This is a genomic window from Thermostichus sp. MS-CIW-38 (assembly GCF_054058415.1).
This window is the reverse complement of the sequence record NZ_JBSSAH010000001.1, coordinates 145878-163959: the sequence shown is the minus strand read 5'-3', so window position 1 is coordinate 163959 and position 18082 is coordinate 145878. Positions and strand designations below refer to the sequence as shown.

The 18082-nt window shown below is 58.8% G+C and carries 14 protein-coding genes; 8 read left to right on the top strand and 6 right to left on the bottom strand.

Going from position 1 to position 18082, the window contains the following annotated elements; all coding sequences use genetic code 11:
- Nucleotides 1-49 precede the first annotated feature (49 nt).
- From ACVWXZ_RS00770 to ACVWXZ_RS00755, 4 genes are all read left to right on the top strand, one after another.
- Nucleotides 50-646 carry a 4'-phosphopantetheinyl transferase family protein gene (locus ACVWXZ_RS00770; protein ID WP_457482011.1) on the top strand — a complete coding sequence of 199 codons (597 nt, stop codon included), beginning with the start codon at nt 50-52 and terminating at the stop codon, nt 644-646.
- A gap of 181 nt (nt 647-827) precedes the next feature.
- A complete protein-coding gene (locus ACVWXZ_RS00765) occupies nt 828-1277 on the top strand; it encodes a plastocyanin/azurin family copper-binding protein (protein ID WP_457402224.1) in 450 nt (149 codons plus the stop codon).
- Between the two features lie 66 nt (nt 1278-1343).
- Nucleotides 1344-3842, top strand: coding sequence for an HD family phosphohydrolase (locus ACVWXZ_RS00760; RefSeq protein ID WP_457482010.1), 2499 nt, complete (start codon nt 1344-1346; stop codon nt 3840-3842).
- Between the two features lie 174 nt (nt 3843-4016).
- Complete coding sequence (locus tag ACVWXZ_RS00755; RefSeq protein WP_457402220.1) at nt 4017-5240, top strand: glycosyltransferase; 1224 nt, start codon at nt 4017-4019, stop codon at nt 5238-5240.
- 111 nt (nt 5241-5351) lie between these two features.
- Here the strand turns inward: ACVWXZ_RS00755 and ACVWXZ_RS00750 are convergent, their stop codons facing one another.
- Nucleotides 5352-7220 (bottom strand): peptidoglycan D,D-transpeptidase FtsI family protein, encoded by a 1869-nt coding sequence (locus tag ACVWXZ_RS00750; protein WP_457402218.1) that lies wholly within the window; start codon nt 7218-7220, stop codon nt 5352-5354.
- Nucleotides 7221-7728: 508 nt separating this feature from the next.
- Between ACVWXZ_RS00750 and ACVWXZ_RS00745 the strand changes: the two genes are divergently transcribed.
- Nucleotides 7729-8550 (top strand): hypothetical protein, encoded by an 822-nt coding sequence (locus ACVWXZ_RS00745; RefSeq protein WP_457402216.1) that lies wholly within the window; start codon nt 7729-7731, stop codon nt 8548-8550.
- 75 nt (nt 8551-8625) lie between these two features.
- The gene (locus ACVWXZ_RS00740; RefSeq protein WP_457482009.1) at nt 8626-10212 is read left to right on the top strand and encodes an ArnT family glycosyltransferase; all 1587 of its coding nucleotides are present in this window, start codon (nt 8626-8628) and stop codon (nt 10210-10212) included.
- Between the two features lie 24 nt (nt 10213-10236).
- Here the strand turns inward: ACVWXZ_RS00740 and ACVWXZ_RS00735 are convergent, their stop codons facing one another.
- From ACVWXZ_RS00735 to ACVWXZ_RS00715, 5 genes are all read right to left on the bottom strand, one after another.
- Complete coding sequence (locus ACVWXZ_RS00735) at nt 10237-11601, bottom strand: gluconeogenesis factor YvcK family protein (RefSeq protein WP_011432626.1); 1365 nt, start codon at nt 11599-11601, stop codon at nt 10237-10239.
- Complete coding sequence (gene rapZ / locus ACVWXZ_RS00730; RefSeq protein WP_414349764.1) at nt 11594-12577, bottom strand: RNase adapter RapZ; 984 nt, start codon at nt 12575-12577, stop codon at nt 11594-11596. The genes ACVWXZ_RS00735 and rapZ overlap by 8 nt, the downstream gene beginning before the upstream one ends.
- 102 nt (nt 12578-12679) lie before the next feature.
- Nucleotides 12680-13384 (bottom strand): endonuclease III, encoded by a 705-nt coding sequence (gene nth / locus ACVWXZ_RS00725; protein WP_457482008.1) that lies wholly within the window; start codon nt 13382-13384, stop codon nt 12680-12682.
- 6 nt (nt 13385-13390) lie between these two features.
- On the bottom strand, nt 13391-14488 hold the full coding sequence (rseP, locus tag ACVWXZ_RS00720; protein ID WP_457482007.1) for an RIP metalloprotease RseP: 1098 nt from the start codon (nt 14486-14488) through the stop codon (nt 13391-13393).
- A 132-nt stretch (nt 14489-14620) separates the two neighbouring features.
- The gene (locus ACVWXZ_RS00715) at nt 14621-14863 is read right to left on the bottom strand and encodes a NifU family protein (RefSeq protein ID WP_011432622.1); all 243 of its coding nucleotides are present in this window, start codon (nt 14861-14863) and stop codon (nt 14621-14623) included.
- A gap of 221 nt (nt 14864-15084) precedes the next feature.
- On the opposite strand from ACVWXZ_RS00715, the gene ACVWXZ_RS00710 reads away from it, so the two are divergent.
- On the top strand, nt 15085-16218 hold the full coding sequence (locus ACVWXZ_RS00710) for a PIN/TRAM domain-containing protein (protein ID WP_414355888.1): 1134 nt from the start codon (nt 15085-15087) through the stop codon (nt 16216-16218).
- 44 nt (nt 16219-16262) lie between these two features.
- Nucleotides 16263-18008 carry a sensor histidine kinase gene (locus ACVWXZ_RS00705; RefSeq protein ID WP_457443226.1) on the top strand — a complete coding sequence of 582 codons (1746 nt, stop codon included), beginning with the start codon at nt 16263-16265 and terminating at the stop codon, nt 18006-18008.
- Nucleotides 18009-18082 lie beyond the last annotated feature (74 nt).

Sequence of the window (18082 nt, the reverse complement as noted above, 5' to 3'; positions counted from 1 at the left end):
AAAGTCAGAGGTGCATCTTTGGCTGCAGACAGTCCCCCCGTTGGAGAAGTTGCTCCCCCAGCTCGGCCTTCTTTCCCCTGAAGAATGTCGGCGGGCAGAGCGTTTACAACTGCCGGCAGATCGGCGCCGCTTTCTGGCCGGTCGTCTTGGGTTGCGGAGCTTGCTCAGCCGCTACAGCGGCATTCCACCCCAGGCGATCCCCCTCGACCACAGTTCTACCGGCAAACCCTACTGGCGGGATCCACCCCTGCCGCTGCAGTTTAACCTCAGCCACTCCCACGAGCGCGTCCTGATCGGCCTGAGATGGCAATACCGCATTGGAGTGGATCTGGAATGGGTTCGACCTGTGCTCCGCTGGCAGCGCATCGCCCAACGCTATTTTTCGGCTGCTGAGCAGGGCCGTTTGGCCAGCTGTCCAGCTCCAGAGCGGGATGCCCTTTTCTTTCAAATGTGGACACAAAAGGAGGCGCTCCTGAAGGGAACAGGCAGGGGTCTGGCCGGCTCTGCAGCTTTGGGCGAGGACTCCCGCTGGGTGACCTTACCGCTTCAGGTTGCCGGTGGCTACGCCGCTGCGGTAGCCCTTGAAATAAGGAAAGACGGAGAGGAAGCCCCAGCCGTGCAGCTCTACGAGGATGTGGATGGCTAGACAGGGCAGAAGGGAATCAAAACCTCTCCGCCTAGAGATGCTATCTTGAATTTCCAGGCTACTCGCAGAGGAGTGAGAAGGGAGGAGTGAGAAGTGAGAAGGAGAAATCTCTTCTCTTTGCTCTTTTCTCTCTCCTCGTTGCTCTTTTCTCTTTGCTCTTTCCTCTCTCCTCGTTGTTGCAATGTTAAACAGGTTCTGTCATTTCCTGGTGCTGGGAATCTGGCTATCGGCCCTCATGATTGGGATCCCTGGCCTGGCGCAGGCGCGGGATCTCTCCAGACAAACGCCGCAGGAGAAGGTTATTGAGTTGGGTACTGCCGACAATCAGTTGGTGTTTGCGCCCAAGGAACTGTCTTTTCACAACGGCAGCCTCTACCGTCTTCGCCTGAGCAACCCCAGCCAATTGAAACATTATTTCAGCGCCAAAGATTTTGCCGATGCCGTTTGGACCCGTAAGTTGGACGTGGCCGGCGTGGAAATTAAGGGCCAGATCCGAGAATTGGAACTGAAGCCAGGCGCTTCGGTGGAGTGGCAATTTATTCCCCTGAAATCTGGAGTCTACGCTTTGGTTTGCACCATTCCCGGCCATGCAGAAGCAGGTATGGTGGGGCAGATTACCATCGGCGATTGAGATCCTCTTCCTGGGCTACCCGGCCAAAAGGGGATAGAAAAGAGAAAGACGCTGCCAGGCCAATCCATGAAAAACCCGCTCACGCCCAAAGCCCTTCGCGCTGCCGACGCGAACGCGGAACACTGGACTCGGGGATGCCAGGCAGCCCCCCCTCGAAAGAGCAGGCTCTCCCTTTCGGAACGGGTTGCTGGCTATGCCATAGCGCTTCTCTCCCTCACTGCTGTCCACGGGATCCGCTACTACAACGAACCACAACTGACCGTCGGCAGCCGCTCCCCGCAGACGTTTCTTGCCCCTGCTGCGGCGGAGATTGAAGATGTGGAGGCTACCCAGGCCCGACAAGCTGAGGCGCGGCGGCGGGTGGTTCAGGCCCTTAAAATCAACAGCACCGCCAACGACAGCATGCGGCAAAATCTGGAGGCTCTCCTGGCTGAGGTGGAGGCCATCCGCCAAGAGGCAGGTTCTCTGCCCTATGTTTCTGTCCAGTTGCTGTCTCTGCCAACGCAGATCTATCTGCGCCAGCTTTCCCCAGAGGAGTGGGAACTCCTTCAGGCTCGCGCCCGACAAGAGGCCATCCGCGCCCGTGCAGCCACCCCATCTCCTTTGGAAGAGCCTTCTTCGGGGCGACCGGAGCAGCTTCCTCCGGAGCAGCGGGCCAAGCAAGAGCTTGTCGAGGTTTGGCAGCGGGTCTGGTTGGACGGATCGGCCACCCAGATGGCGGCGACGGATCCCTATACCCAGTTGATTGCCCAGGTGGAAGCGGCGCAGCAGCGCTATCGGGCAGCTTTGCCGGCTCTGGAGCAGCTCACCCCCCCTGTTCCGGCCACAGTTCTCAACTTGGCAGATGCGGATTGGCAGCATTTGCAAACCTTGAGCCGGCGGGTCTTGGAGCGCCTGCAGAAGATAGGGATTGTGGATGGCCTGCCCCGCGAAGTTCGCGCCGAAGGGATCCAAGCCCAACTGGACGATTTGATTTTTCCGGGCAGCGCCGCCCAACGACAGGAGCTGCAGGCCCTGGTCTATCAGTGGCTGCAGCAGGTGCTCATTCCCAACGTGGAGGTGGATCCCCAGCGCACCGAGCAGCGCATCCGCGCCGAGCTGGAAAAAGTCGAGCCGGTTCTGATCTCGGTTGCCGAGAACCAGGTGATCGTGCGAGCAGATCAGGTCATCACTCCCGAAATTTTCCTCATCTTGGACCACTTTGGGCTCACCCAGCGCGGGATCAACATCTGGGGCTTGGTGGGAGTGGCCGGAGTGATGGGCATGGGCCTGGCTGTCTTTGTGCCTCTGCAGCAACGCTTGCGGCCAGGGTTGCGCCGCCGGGATCGGGTGTTGATCCTCATAGTTTCCCTGACCGCTCCCCTTTTGGCGGCCTTGTTCAAGCTGGAGTTCAGCTCCCTGCCGGCAGTGGGGCTGTTGCTGGGCAGTTTTTACGGGGCAGGGCTGGGCTTGGTGGTGGTGGTAGGCCAGGCGCTGTTTTTGCCCTTGGTCTCCCCTGTCAACCTGCTCACCCTTGTACCCTTGCTCTCCGGCAGCGTGGTGGCCTCTGCCCTGGCCGGGCGTTCCCGTTCCCGCGAAGAGCTGGCCTTGTTGGGAGGAGGAGCGGCAGCGGTGCAGATGCTGGCCTACGGGGCGGTTAGCTTGGCCACCACCGGTGGCATCGACCTGTTGGCCATGGCTTTGGCAGGGGGAACCAGCTTGGGATGGAGCATTGTTGCCCTGGGAGCCAGCCCCTACCTGGAGCGCCTATTTGACTTAGCCACCCCCATTCGTCTGATCGAGTTGAGCAATCCCAATCGCACGCTGCTGCGGCGGCTGGCTGCAGAGGCCCCCGGCACCTTCCAGCACACTCTGCTTGTGGCCACTTTGGCAGAACGGGCTGCCCAGAAGCTGAACCTCAACGTGGAGCTGGTGCGCACCGGCACTCTTTACCACGACATCGGCAAGATGCTGCAGGCCCGCTACTTCATCGAGAACCAGATGGGCAGCCTCAACCCCCACACCCAACTGGACGATCCCTATCGCAGTGCTCAGATTATCAAGGCCCACGTCAGCGATGGCTTGCGCCTGGCCAAGCAATATAATCTGCCTACCGCCGTCCAGGCGTTTATCCCTGAGCACCAGGGGACGATCCTGATTGCCTATTTCTACCATCAAGCCCAGATGAAAGCCGGGGGTCAGCCCGTACCCGAAGAGCCGTTCCGCTACGATGGCCCGATCCCCCAGAGCAAGGAGACGGGGGTGGTGATGATGGCCGATGCCTGTGAAGCCGCCCTGCGCAGCATGACTCTGAGCGATGGCTTCGGCCCCGATGTGGTCGAGCGGGCAAAAGCTGTTGTCCGCAAAATTGCCCAGGCCCGTTGGCAAGATGGCCAGTTGGTTGATAGTGGGCTGACGCTGGAGGATTTGGAGGTGGTGGCAGACGCTTTCGTGGAGGTCTGGCGGGAATCCAACCACGAGCGCATTCCTTATCCCAGTTTCACCCCTGCCCCCTCGCTGCCTGAGACTCCTTCTGCTCAGGCCCAGATCCCGGTGTTGATGAGCCCCTCTACGGGATCCCCTTAGCCAAGTAACCTCTTCCCGAAGAAGCTGGGTAGGTAGAGAAAGGTCTAGCCCTGCGGCTCATCGATCAGTACGATAGGGGATCGTTCTGTGGATCCAATGTGAACCAAGGCAGTCCTAGGATTTGCAGCCCTAGGCGGAGGATTTTTGTTTTATTGTTTTTGGATGGCCTGCTGAATGCTTCATGGAGCTCCTACTTCCTCTGCCGATCCCAAAGCTTCTGCAGCTCCTTTTCAGATTCCACCTCTGTCTCAGTCCAGCCCTGTCCAACTGTCGCTGGTCATTCCCACCTACAACGAAGCCTCTAGCATTGGCAGCTTGGTCAGACAATTGTGCGCCCACCTCGACACGATTCTACCGGGGGCCTATGAGCTGATTGTGGTGGATGACAACAGCCCGGATCACACCGCCAAGTTGGCCCAGGAGCTGCAGGAGGAGTTTCCCCAACTCAGCGTTATCTGCCGGCAGCGGGAACGGGGCCTGGCTACAGCAGTGGTGCGAGGATGGCAGGCTGCCCGCGGAGAGGTGCTGGGGGTTATGGATGGGGATTTGCAGCATCCGCCGGAGATTGTCCTCAAATTGTGGCCGCTCATCCAGAAAGGGGCAGATTTGGTGGTGGGCAGCCGCTATGCACCATCGGGAGGGGTGAGCCACTGGAGCCTGGGCCGGCGCATTGTCTCCCGCGGGGCCCAATGGATTGGGCTGGTTCTGCTGCCGGGAGTTTTCAGCCGTGTTTCCGATCCGTTGAGCGGACTGTTTCTGGTCAGACGCCAGTCTATTGCCGGGATCCCGCTCAACCCCAAGGGTTACAAGCTGCTGATCGAGGTGCTGGCGCGGGGCCGGGTGAAAACCATTGCTGAAGTCGGCTACATCTTTCAGGAGCGCCAAAACGGGGAGAGCAAAATCCAACTGCAAACTTGTCTCCAATATCTTCACCACCTGATGGTGCTGCGCTTTTCGCTAGGGCAGGTGGGATCCTTTTTGCGCTTCAGCACGGTCGGCCTATCCGGCACCTTGGTGGACATGGCTTTGCTCTATGTTTTGCACGATCCCGCCAACTTGGGATGGGATCTCATAACCAGTAAGCTGGTTGCTTCGGAGGTGGCCATTCTCAATAACTTCCTCTGGAACGACCTGTGGACTTTTCGCCATGTGACCCGCTTGCAGCCGGGGCCCTGGAATCGCCTGAAGCGGTTGGCGAAGTTTAACGTTATCTGCTTAATTGGCTTGGTTCTCAACACTTCACTGGTGACCTTGCTGAGCGAGCGCTTGGGCATTCATTATTTGTTGGCCAACTTAATTGCCATCGGTATTGTTGTATTCTGGAACTTCTACCTCAACTCCAAGCTGAGCTGGAGGAGTGCAGAGGTTAAGTCGGACTCTGTGGGTGGCCAGTCTTGAGTATGGCTTTTTCCAGGAAGAGCCAATCCGGAGGTATGGGCATTTCGCTCATTTCCTCACGGTCTGGGCCCCCTTTGGCATCCACCTTCGCCCCTTGTTCCTATGGCTGCGCTAAGTAGAGTTAGGGCGGATCCCCTCTAGGGCGATGATCTCCTGGATCACCGAGCGAACAACGGGAGCAGCCGTCGTCGAGCCGAAGGCATCTTCCCCCTGGGGCTCGTCGATCACCGCCAAGATCACGTAATTGGGGCGAATGGCCGGGAAATAGCCCACAAAACTGGTGATGCGCTTGCCGGGCAAATAGCCCCCCCGTGGCCCGGCTTTCTGGGCAGTGCCGGTTTTGCCGCCGATCTCATACCCCTCGATCTTGGCCGATTGCCCCGTGCCAAAGTCCACCACATCCCGCATTTGGATACGCACTGCCAGGGTGGCTTGCTCGGATAGTACCCGCACCGGCTGGGGCTGCGGGGATCCCCAAACCAGAGTATCCGTATCCTTTTCCACCAAGCCTCGCACCACATGGGGCTGTACTTTCAGTCCGCCATTGGCAATGATGCAGTGCATGGCAGCCAACTGTAGAGGAGTGAGGGCCAGCCCCTGGCCGAAAGCGACAGTGGCCCGCTCCACTGGCACCGTAACAAACTGTCGCAGCGGTTTCAAACGGCTGGCCGGCTCAAAGGGCAAATCCACGCCACTGCGCTCGTTGAACCCCAGCCGCACCAAGGCATTGTAGTACTGGCGGGGATCCAGCTTGCGCATCAGGTGTACCATACCCACATTGCTGGATTGCCGCAGGATATCCGTGACGCTCATCCAGCCATGGGCCCCTCGTTGGTGGTAGTCGTAATTTTGAATGGGCCACTGACCGATGAGAATCCGACCCTCGTCATAGACCCGTTCATCTGCTGTAAAGGCTCCAGCATCCAACCCAATGGCAATGTTGATGGGCTTGAAGGTGGATCCCGGCTCATACAAATCCGTTACCGCCCAGTTGCGAAAAAGACCGGGGTCATACTCAAAGTAGCGGTTAGGGTCATAGGTGGGCTCGCTCACCAGCGCCAGGATTTCCCCTGTCTGGGGCTGGAGGACAATCACCGTGCCCCGCAGGGCTCGAAACCGCTCCAGTTGCACTTTCAGGGCAGCGCGGGCAGCTCTTTGCAGGCGCATATCTAGGGTAAGTTGCAGCACCGTCTCGCGGGATTGCAGCAGCCCTTCCGGTACCTCTGCAGCCAACAGTCGTCCGTAGCCATCGCGAGGAATAGTAACAGGCTGAACAGTACGCTCCAGCAGCTCTTGCCGGGAATATTCCACTCCCGCTTGGCCCTGATGATCCAGATCCACATAGCCTACCACCTCAGCGGCCATCTCTTTTTGGGGGTAAACGCGTTGCCGCTCGCTCACCAGCTCCAGGCCATCCAGATGCAGAGCCTGAATTTGATCCGCCACCTCCTGGGATACCCAGCGCTCCACCCGCACCGCATGATTAACCGACAGCCGCTGCGTCAGTTGCTCTACTGGACGCCGCAACAGGGGAGCAAGAGCGGTGGCAATTTCCTCTGGAGTGCGTTTGCCAAAGAGGCGGGGATGGGCCCAGAGAGTATAGACGGGGCGATCTACGGCCAGCAATTCTGCCTGCTGCTTGGCAATAGAATGACGATCCACAATTGAGCGACGAGGAATGAAAGGTCTTAGCTGGGCTCGCTGCTGGGCTTCGGCTCGCTGCTGCAATAGGGGTGCCTGTTGATGTTGCAAATAAACCAGACGTGCTCCTGTCAGAAACAGGGCAATGGTCAGAGCCAGTCCGGTCATGCCGGCGCGAAAGTCAAGCTGGCGGGCCGTCGGGATCCGATCCCCCAAGAGCCATCCCAGCGCTGTTCCCCACTGCCTAGAGCTTCGCGGTGAAGGGATCCAAGAACCTCTGCGTCGGCGCCGTTGAGCAAGTTGCCGGCCATTTTGCCTTGTCTCCAGGGTTTTCGGCACAAGCCGCCTTACTCCAGCCCTAGATCTGCCTTCCATCACCATCCCCATGTAGGCACCACCGCTAGTTTGGCCCTCATCTCACCTTCATGTCAGCGCTGCGTAGCAACCCTGCCGCCCTCTAGCTTTTGAGAGAAACCTTAGGGGTCCCGAAGAGCAGCCCCAGCAATTCTAGAGTACTGGAGATAACTGAATGCCTCAGAACATGAATGCGGAAAGCCTAACCTTTACTTGCATTCATCCAGCAGTCCATACTTTAACTTGTTTGACTGGAAACATTTCCCCAGCCCTTCGCGCAGCCGATACCCCAACTTCCCCTGCCAGCTAAGGATAAGGAGAATCTGGATACAGCGCAGCCGAAATCGGAGAATTCACAGCTTTTTGTAATTTTTCAAGTGCCTTGTAATCTCGGAAACAGACAACCGACGGACTAGTAAGTAATAATCTGAACAAATTCAGCTTTCCCGGAGTTGAGTCTATGAAATGCGTGGAGGAGAGCCACAACAAGCGCGTGTACCAAGAGTCTTCTGTAGGTTTCCTTGGGTCTCTTGCTACTTTTGTTTTTATCTGTTTCTTTGCGTTCATCCTTTTTATGGCTTTATCTTCGATCTGGTCTTCCCAGGGTGAGCGCCGTTTCACTTGTTTTCGAGTTGACCAGTCTACGGTTAATTGTGAAGTGTCTTTCCAGCCGTTTCTACCTTTGCCGAGCCAAACTACACTTCACATAGATGTAAGAGGAGCTGCAGTCAAAACTGAAATTGTGGAGGATGACGACGGAGAAAGGACTGAGCGCTACTATGTCACGCTGGAAAAGCCTACAGGGGAAACTCCAGCCTGGTTGGCCTTTGGTGAAAGTGAAGCTCAGGAATTGGCAAGGCGCGTTGATTCTTTTGTGAACAGTACAGAGAGTCGGCTCTTGATAGATATCGATAGATTTCACTTACTGGAGTTAGTGTTTGCGATCTTGTATTCTCTCCTTCCAGGGCTATTTCTGGCTCTACTTCTTTGGGTAGGAGCTCTCATGCTGAAGGTGTCTTTTTGGTGTCGCCGTCTAACGTTTGACCGCTCTAGGTACCAAATCCAAGAGGAGCACCTTACTCCTTTTGGGTCGCTAGGGCGGAAAACTTATTCCTTTGGAGATGTACAGCAGATTTTGGTTCAGGCCAAAAGGAATTTTGTTGAATTCTTTTCGGTAGAAGTGAAATTGCAATCGCGGAAACCTTTGCTGTCAGTCTGCTACACTGATAAGGAACCAGAGGCGCGGGCAGAGGCCGAGAAGCTGGGTCAATTTTTGGGGTGTCCGGTCATTTTTTTGCGGGAAACAAAGTCATAGTGCTAGAGGGACGTAGCCCCGAGAGGTATTCAAGGTAAGTTAGATCTGTCCATCTGCCCATAGGGATCCCCTCCATTGCCTAGAGCGGTTTGGCTAATCCTGGGGTTGGGCTTGTTCATGCGGGGCCTGGTGGCTGCCCTTTTGCCGCCGGGCTTTGACGAAGCCTACTACTACCTCTACACCCGCCATCTGGATTGGAGCTATTTTGACCATCCGCCGCTGGTGGCCTGGACAACGGGCTTGGGGCCTGCCTTGACCGGCCAGGTGTCGGCTTTTTCTATTCGACTGGGATCCCTGCTGCTCTATTCTGGCTCTTCCCTATTCCTCTACTACACCGGAGCGCGCCTTTTCTCTGTTCGGGCGGGACTGATCAGCTTGGCGGCCATCAGCATCGCGCCGATCCTTTGGATTGGGTTTGGGGTGCTGACCTTGCCGGATAGCCCGCTGATCTTTTTTACGGCAGCAACCTTGTGGGTGGCCGCTCAGGAGTTTTTTCCGGCTCCTTTGGGGCAGGGGAAATTGGCTGTCTATGGGGCGGCTCGCTATCGGCCAGGGCCTAGGCTAGCGCTCATAGGTCTCTTGGTGGGGCTGGCCTGCTTGGGGAAGTACCACGGCTTGGCTTTGGGGTTCGGCCTGGTACTCTTTTGTCTGCTCAGCCCAGTTCATCGCTGTGCCTTGAGGTCGGGCTGGACGGTGCTGGCGGTGCTGGGTTTTGTGCTGGCCTTCAGCCCGGTGCTGATCTGGAACGCCCAGCAGGATTGGGTCTCCTTTCGCTTTCAGGCGGGGCGGGCGGTGCCGGAGGCAGGGTATCAACTGCCAGCGCTGGGGCTGACGATCCTTTCTGAAATCTTTTACCTGTTCCCCAGCTTGGGGATCCCTTTGGGGTGGGCGAGTTTGGCAGGGACGGGTCGGGTGGCCCTGCAGATTCTCCGCGGGATGCGGCTGACGGATGAAGAGCTCAAGCACCTTTTGATCCTGGCCTGTGGGTTGCCGCTGGTGTTGGCCTTTACCTTGATGGGAGGCTACCGGCCCATTCTGCCCACCTGGCCCATGCCGGGGTTTTGGGTGCTGACGTTGCTGCTGGGATCCTTCTGGGAACGGTGGCCGGGAGCGAAGCGAACCTTGGTGGGGACGGCGGTGATGGTGAGCTTGGTGGTGGGGGTAGGGCTGGCCCATGTGCGCTACGGCCTGCTGCAGGCTCCTGGCGGGCTGGGCCTGTGGCCCGTGGAGCAGGATCCCTCTACTCAGCTCATTGAAATTGAGCAGTTGCGGCAGCGCTTTCGGACGGATCCCCACCTGGCTCAAGCCCTTGAGGAGGCAGAGTTCGTTTTTACCAATGTCTATTTTTTGGGCGGTCAGATCGCCATGGCCCTGGCTCCGCTGACGGACAAGCCTCTGACCTGCCTGGATGCGGATTTGCGGGGCTTTGCCTTTTGGTCGCAGCCGCAGGATTGGCTGGGGCAGGATGGGCTGCTCATCACTTCCAAGTTGTTCCAGCCGAGGGCAGGGATCCCAGCCACCTATGGCGACTACTTTGCCCAAATCGAGCCTGTGGCCGAGGTTCCCCTGGTGCGGGCAGGGGCGGTGGCGCAAACCTTTCAGGTGTACCTGGCTCGACAGATGCGCAAGCCCTATCCCCGCCCTTATTCCCGCCTGCAATAACAGCAGAGGACATCCTGGGCAAAGCTAGAGGGGGCGATGTCTGTCGAACCAGCGCATCAGCATTGCAGCCAAGCGTTCGGGGTTGTGGCGCACCAAGCCGGTCTCTGGATCCTCTTGCATGACGTTAGCCAAAACGGCGCGGCAGCCCAGGTAAGCCAGTTTGTCGGGATCCAACACCACAAACTCAGAACCGCTGCGGCGGTAATGCTCCAAAGCACGTGGGGAGGGTGGCTCCCGCTGCACCAGCACGCCGTCAAATAGGCGCACTCCTGCCACCCGATCCAGAGCCATGACGTGATCCCCAACGGTATAGCCGTCGGTTTCCCCCGGCTCGGTCATGATGTTGCAGACGTAGATGTGGGGGGCCATATTTTTGGCCAGAGCTTCCACAATTTCCGGTACCAACAGGTTAGGGATGATGCTGGTGTAGAGGCTACCCGGCCCCAGCACCACAAACTCTGCCGCCTCAATAGCCTCGATGACTTCCGGTAGGGCGGGAGGGTTGGGGGGGTCACAGCCGATTCGGCAAATGCGTCCTCCGGCTTTGGCAATGTTGGACTCTCCCACCACGCGGCGGCCATCGCTCAGCTCCGCCCAGAGGGTAACATCCGCCAGGGTGGCCGGCAGCACCCGCCCCTGAATGGCCAAGACTTGCGAGGTGGCAGTGATGGCCCGAATCAAGTCGCCGCCGGTTACCGCGGTGAGGGCAGTGATGAACAAATTGCCGAAGCTGTGGCCGCTCAGCCCTTCCCCCGACTGGAAGCGATATTGAAACAGCTCGGTGAGCAGCTTTTCTTCGTTGGCCAGAGCAGTGAGGCAGTTGCGGATATCGCCGGGGGGCAAAACGCCGATCTCCCGCCGCAGACGCCCTGAGGATCCCCCGTCATCGGCCACCGTGACAATGGCTGTGATGTTGGAGCTGTAGCGCTTCAGACCCCGCAGCAGGTTGGAGAGGCCGGTGCCGCCCCCCAGTACCACAATGCGGGGACCACGGCTGAGACGCCGCCGCGACAACAGCTTATCCACCAGCGCTTCATCTCCCTCGGGGATCAGCACATCCTCGATGGAGCGCATGGCGCTGCGAAACCCCAGCACCACCATCACCAGCCCGATCCCGGTCACTAGGGGGCCACTGATGTTGTTCGGGATCCAAGTGGTGATCAGGCGCAGGGTGATGTCGATCAGCCGCTTCAGGCGAAAGATGGGGGTCAACTCCGTCCAGATGGCAATGCCCAGCACCATCAGCAGCACGCCCCCAACCGCCAGGCTCAGCCAGCGTTTAACGGCTAAACCGGGAAAGAGCCATTTCCAGCCACTTCCCGGCCAAGCAGCCTTGCGGCGGCGAATGCCCCAAGCGGCGGACTTGTTGCTGGGCACAGGCTTAGGCATGGGAAGGTGCAGGAACGCCGGCCAAAGGGATCCTAACCTGTTGCTGGGCAACGCCGGCTTCGCCGGGCGCCGGGCCAAAGCGGGCTTCCAGCTCCCGCTGAGAGTCGAGCAGATGGCGATGCTGAACCTGAACATTCAGGTCGGGAAGAACGTGGTTGCCGGCAGGGACAGTCCAAGGCTGCAAATCCTGGGCCAGGCGCTCCACCAGGGCCACCGAGCGGTGCTGACCGCCGGTACAGCCGATAGCCAAAGTCAGGTGGGGGCGACGCTCTGCGCGGTAGTGGGGCCAAAACGCTTTGATCAGGGACAAGATGTGCTGGTAGGTGGATTGTGTGATGGGATCCGCAAACAAGAACTCCTGCAGCAGGGGATCCTGCCCAGTGAGGCGACGCAGATGGGGCTGAAAGAAGGGGTTGGGCAAAAAACGCACATCGAACAGCAAGTTGGCATCGGGGGGAACGCCGTATTTGAAACCGAAGCTGACCAGCCTTAGGTTGAGGGGCTGGGGGATCCCTTGCACCAAAGCTTGCAATTGCTGCCGCAGTTGCTGGGCATTGAGGTCGGAGGTATCCAACCAGTGGGTGCAGCGTTCCCGCACCGGGGCCAGAGCCAGCCGCTCTTGCTCAATGGCCTCCAACAAACCGGCAGCTTCCCCGTAGGGATGGGGACGGCGGTGGGCGCTGAGACGGTTGAGCAACACTGGGGAGCGGGCCTCCAAGAATAGGAAAGGGATCCCTTGCGATTGCACCCAAGCAGCCAGGGTGGGAACTTGATCCCGGTACTCCTGGGCGTGGAGATTCAAGCTGATGGCCAAAGCAGCGTGATGGGTCCGCATCGCCTCAACCAAGGGGATCACCTGGGCAGGCGGGATCCCTTCTAGGCTGGTGTACCCCAGTTGTTCCAACTGCTGGATGGCCAAGGTTTTCCCGGATCCCGTCAGGCCGGCAATGACCAGAACGGGGGGCGCGACTGACATGGGTTTATCCTGCATGGAGCTTATTCTAGGGCGAGAGGCGGCCAAAACAAGCGCCGGAAGAATGGGGGGCTCAGCCACGCGGGGCGCCTAGAAACCATCATCTCAGGCCGGCGAGGCTTTGGTAGCTTTTTTATCCGTTTTCTCGGCCGGTGCAGCCGGTCTCAGGAGGGGAGCGCTGGGGCAGAGATCCACCAAAAAACATTGCTGGCACAGAGGCCTGCGGGCAGTGCAGATGGCCCGCCCGTGGTCGATCAGACGGATAGACCAGTTCTCCCAATCCGCCTGCGGCAACAACTGCATCAGATCCTTTTCGATGCGCACGGGATCCTCATGCTCGGTAAGGCCGAGGCGGCGGCTGAGGCGCTTGACATGGGTATCGACGGTAACCCCGGCATGGATGCCAAAAGCATGGGCCAGCACCACATTGGCCGTCTTACGGGCCACACCGGGTAGGGTGAGCAGCTCCGGCATGGTGCGGGGCACTTGACCACCGAAATGGCTTAAGATCCTGCGGCAGGCTTCCTGAATGTGCTTGGCCTTGTTGCGATAGAAGCCGGTGGAATGGATGAGAGCCTCGATCTCCTCTCGCGGCGCTGTCGCCAGGGCCTGGGCATCCGGGAAGCGACGAAACAGCTCCGGCGTCACCTGATTCACCCGCTCATCCGTACACTGAGCCGAGAGGATGGTTGCCACCAAGAGCTGCAGCGGCGTCTGGTAGTGGAGGGCACAGGTGGAGTTGGGGTAGTGGCGCTTCAGCCGAAGCAGGATCTCCAAAGCTCGCTGGCGCAGGGCCCGTTTGCTGGCCATCTTCCCCTAGCCTGACCCGGTGACAATGGCGAGGGTGTCTTTGAAGATCAGCACCACCCCCAATCCCAGCAACAACACCAAGCCCGTCTGCATCACCCGCTCCTCCAGATGCTTGGGCAGCCGTTTGCCGCGAATCGCCTCCAGGATCAAAAAGGCAATGTGTCCCCCGTCCAAGGCGGGCAGGGGCAACAGGTTGAGAAAGGCCAGGTTAATGCTAATCAAAGCGGTGAAATTAAACAGGCTGGCGGCGTCATCGCGGGCCAGATCCGCCCCAATCTTGACGATCCCCACTGGGCCGGAGACCTGAGCAGCCGTGCTTTGAAAATTCTGAACCAACTGCCGCAAGCCGTTCAGGTTGAGCATCACCACCCGCTGGTAGGCATTTCCCGCCTCCGTGAGGATCTCAGCCAAACTCTGAGGGGGACGCAAGGTTACCTCCTGGTGGGGGGCCAAGGTCACCCCAATGGCCACCGTCTCTCCCCGCACCTCTGGGATCACCGTCAATTGCAGGGGATCCCCTTCCCCACGCTGCACCTCCAGGGGAATGGGCCGGTTCTCGCTGCTGCGGATCAGCACCTGAAAATCGTTCAGAGCTGCCAAGGCCGCCGTCTCGTCGGCAATCCCCCTGTAATCGCGATCGGCTGCCTGCAACACCACATCCCCTGCCTCCAGGCCAGCTCGCTCCGCCGGGCTATCGGGCATCACCTGAGGGATGAGAATGCCGGGATGGAGGCGCGTTACCGAGGGGATCCCCACCGAGGCAAACATCAACACCAGCACCAGATAGGCGAAGAGCAGGTTGGCCATCACCCCTGCACTCATCACCACCAGGCGATCCAGCACGGGGCGGTTTTTCAGCAGATCCGGGTCGTCGGGGGGGTAGGGGGAATGTTCATCCTCGTCAGGAAAGCCCACGTAGCCCCCCAGCGGCAGGGCGCGAATGGCATACTCTGTCTCCCTGCCCTGGTATCGCCACAGCACCGGCCCAAACCCCAGCGAGAAGCGGTTGACATGGATCCCTTGGAGTTTGGCTGCCGCAAAGTGCCCTGCCTCATGCACCAGGATCAGCAGGGCGAGAATGGCGATGGAGAGGAGAACAGACATGCGCTAGCTCTGAAGAAGGCACAGAAGAAAGAAGTGGGGAGCAGAGAGCCACCCGAGGCTATTTATCAAGGCACATAATCCAACACATGATAAAGAACCCTAAAGGAATCTCACAAAAACCTACAGGGCCCCTCAGAATACCTGCTCCACCTCCAAAATATCGGGAATGCTCTCCCGCAACTTGCGCTCAATGCCCATCTTTAGAGTCATGGTCGAGCTGGGGCAGGCTCCACAGGCCCCCTGCAAGCGCAGCTTGACCACCGGGCCATCGATTTCCACCAATTCCACATTGCCCCCATCGGCCATCAAGTAAGGACGCAGCTCGTTCAGGACTTTCTCGACGTTCTCGGTATTGAGTTCCAGTGCTTGTGCCATGGTTGCTTTTAGCCTCGTTGAGATTTGGATTGTAGCGGTTTATCCACAGATCCCTCAAGCTGGCAAGGGATCGCTATGATTTCAGCATAGTCTGAATCCTTCTGGGGGAGGGCTGGCTTGGTTGTCCGGATCCCTCCAACACCAGACGACTAGAATGAGTAGGAAGCAGATTTGCCTATTCCCAGCAGCATCACCCACTCAGCAGGGCCGTCTTTTTTCTTATGCTAGACGCTTTACTGATCGCGATCTTCATGTTGGCGGGAGCTGGCCTCGGGTTTTATGGCCTGGATTTGCTCCCTCCTGCTGCCATTCAGGGGGCCAATGTGGAAGGAGCCCGTGTCGTCACCAGCGGCTTTGGCGTGCTGGCAGGACTGGCTCTGGGATCCCTGGTGCGCTGGAGCTACCGTCGCTTCGAGGCCAATGTGCGCTCCCTGCCGCCGGACGTGTTGATCAGCCGCTCGGTGGGGTTGGTGATCGGCTTGGTGATTGCCAATCTGGCCATGGCTCCTGTCTACTTGCTGCCCCTGCCCCCCCAACTCAATAGGTTCCTCGAGCCGCTGGCTTCGGTCTTTTTCAGCTTGGCCTTTGCTTACCTGGGGGTCAGCCTGGCCGATACCCACGGCCCCTCGCTGCTGCGGCTGTTTAACCCCAACTATGCTTTGCAGGCAGCCCTCTGGGCGGAGGGCAATGTGGTGGCTGCCACGGCCAAGGTTTTGGACACCAGCTCCATCATCGATGGCCGAGTGGCTCAGTTAATCGAGACAGGTTTTTTGGAAGGAACCCTGGTGGTTCCTCGCTTTGTGCTGACGGAATTGCAGACCATTGCCGACAAAGCCGATGCCCAAAAACGAGAGCGGGGCCGCAAAGGTTTGGATACGCTGCAGGCTCTACGAGAAGCCTACCCCGATCGTTTCGTTATTCACGAAGCCAACTATCCAGATCTGACCACTGTCGATGAAAAGCTGGTGCGCCTCACCCAAACCGTGGGGGGAACGCTGCTCACCACCGATTACAACCTGAAGAAGGTGGCGGCTCTGCAGGGGGTCAAGGTGCTGAATGTGAATGAGTTGGCCGAGGCGCTGCGGCCCATCTATGTTGCCGGCGACAGCTTTGATATCAAGATCACCCGCGAAGGAAAAGAGCCAGGTCAAGGGGTAGGCTACTTGGAAGACGGCACCATGGTGGTGGTGGAAGAAGGGCAGCGCTCTGTGGGCAAAACCCGCTCTGTGGTTGTGACCAGCGCCATTCAAACCTCAGCAGGCCGCATGATCTTCGCCCGCCTCAACAAGGACTCTGCCCCACTAACCCGCCCGGCCTCTGATCCGGCCAGCCCGGCTTCCTCTGGAAAAACCTGAGTTTTGGCCTACGTTCCCCTAGCGCAATGGTGGCTTCATCCCAAATGGGCGCCCTCCGACCCACTCCGATGTTCTACACGCAGGATCGCCAGAGGCGCTTCTGGAGTTTTTACTGGGAAGATGCCGAGAAATATGGCATCCACCCTCAGCACATCGTGAGCGGACAGCAAATCTGGGAGGTGGCCAACGCTGGAGAGTACGAAGCCAAGCTCAACCAGGTCTTTGCAAGCGGGGATCCCCTCTCCTACGAATGCCAGGTGCTCTCGCCCCGCTACAAGTTGCATCTGCATCTTTCGCTCAACCCTGTACGGGACACGGAAGGGGAGGTGGTGGCGATTTCGGTGGTGGGCAAGTTGCTGGGGGCCACACCTTTTGCGCTGGCCGGAGGAGCCAGCAGCCCCAACAGCCAGCCCCATCCTGTCCCGGCCGATCCGGTACAGGGGATCACGACGCAGTTGGTGCGCAACATCCGGCATTCCCTGGATATCCGGCAACTGTGCCAGCAGACCGTGGAGCAGTTGGGGCAACTGTTTGAGGTAGATCGCTGCCTGATGGCCCTCTACGAGGTGGGGCAAGACTCCCTCACGGTCAATGCCGAGTACCGCCGCCATCCTGGGGATCCCTCCCTGCTCCACCAGACCCTGAAGCTGGCAGATTACCCCCATTTGTTGCAGGCCCTCAGACAGGAAGAACCGGTGGAGGCGGGGCGACATCTGGCCATTGCCATGTCTTACCAGGGCTACGCCAACAGCCTGCTCTGGCTGGAAATGCTGGATCCGAACAGGGTTCCTGTTTGGCAGCCAAGCCACATTCAGGTACTCCAGAGCATTGCCACCTACCTGGGCGCAGCCATTGCCCACGCCATTTTGCTGGATCAAAGTCGCCAACTGGCAACCCGCTTGCAGTTAGCCAACCAGACGCTGCGCCAGAAAAATAAGGAGCTGGAGCAGGCCCGTGCCCAAGCAGAATCGGCCAACCAGCTCAAAAGCCAATTCTTGGCTAACACCTCCCACGAGCTGCGCACCCCTCTCAACGGGATCATCGGCTTTATCAAGCTGGTGCTGGACGGGATGGCCGAAAACCGCGAAGAGGAGCTGGACTTTTTGCAAGAGGCCTATCGCTCTGCCCTGCACCTGCTGGCCCTAATCAACGATGTGCTGGATATCGCCAAGATCGAGGCGGGCAAAATGCAGTTGGAGTTCCAGCCCTGCGACCTGCGAGCTTTGTTTAAGGATGTGGAGGCCAAGACTAGCCTGCAGGCCAGCCAAAAGGGCCTACAACTGAGCTTCCACCTGCCCAACACCTCGGATCAGATTTTGCTCTTGGGCGATTACCAACGCCTGTTGCAGGTCATGCTCAATTTGGTGGGGAATGCCATCAAGTTTACCCCCAAGGGCTCGGTAACCGTGCGAGCGGATATCCTGCCCGGCAACCCGGGTTTGGCCCGCATCCGCGTCATCGACACCGGGATCGGGGTATCGCTGGAAAAGCAGCAGAAGCTGTTTCAGGCTTTCACGCAGGTGGATGGTTCCACCACCCGCCAATATGGAGGAACCGGCTTGGGCCTGGCCATCAGCCAACGCCTGGTGGAGGCGATGGGAGGGGAGATCAATTTCTACAGCCTGGGCGAAGGGCTGGGATCCACCGTCACCTTTACGGTGCCCCTCTACCGCAAGCCGCTCCTGAGCGGGGATCCGAACCCAGAGGCGCTCCCTGCTCAACCCGCCCGAGATAGACCTGAGGATGCGGATCCCACCTTGATTTCTGTTCCCAACTCAGTCCAGCGATGACCCACCCGGCCATTTCTCCTTCAACCGCTCTGGGTACCTCTCGGTTGCGGCGCAGCACTGCGCGAACATTCCCC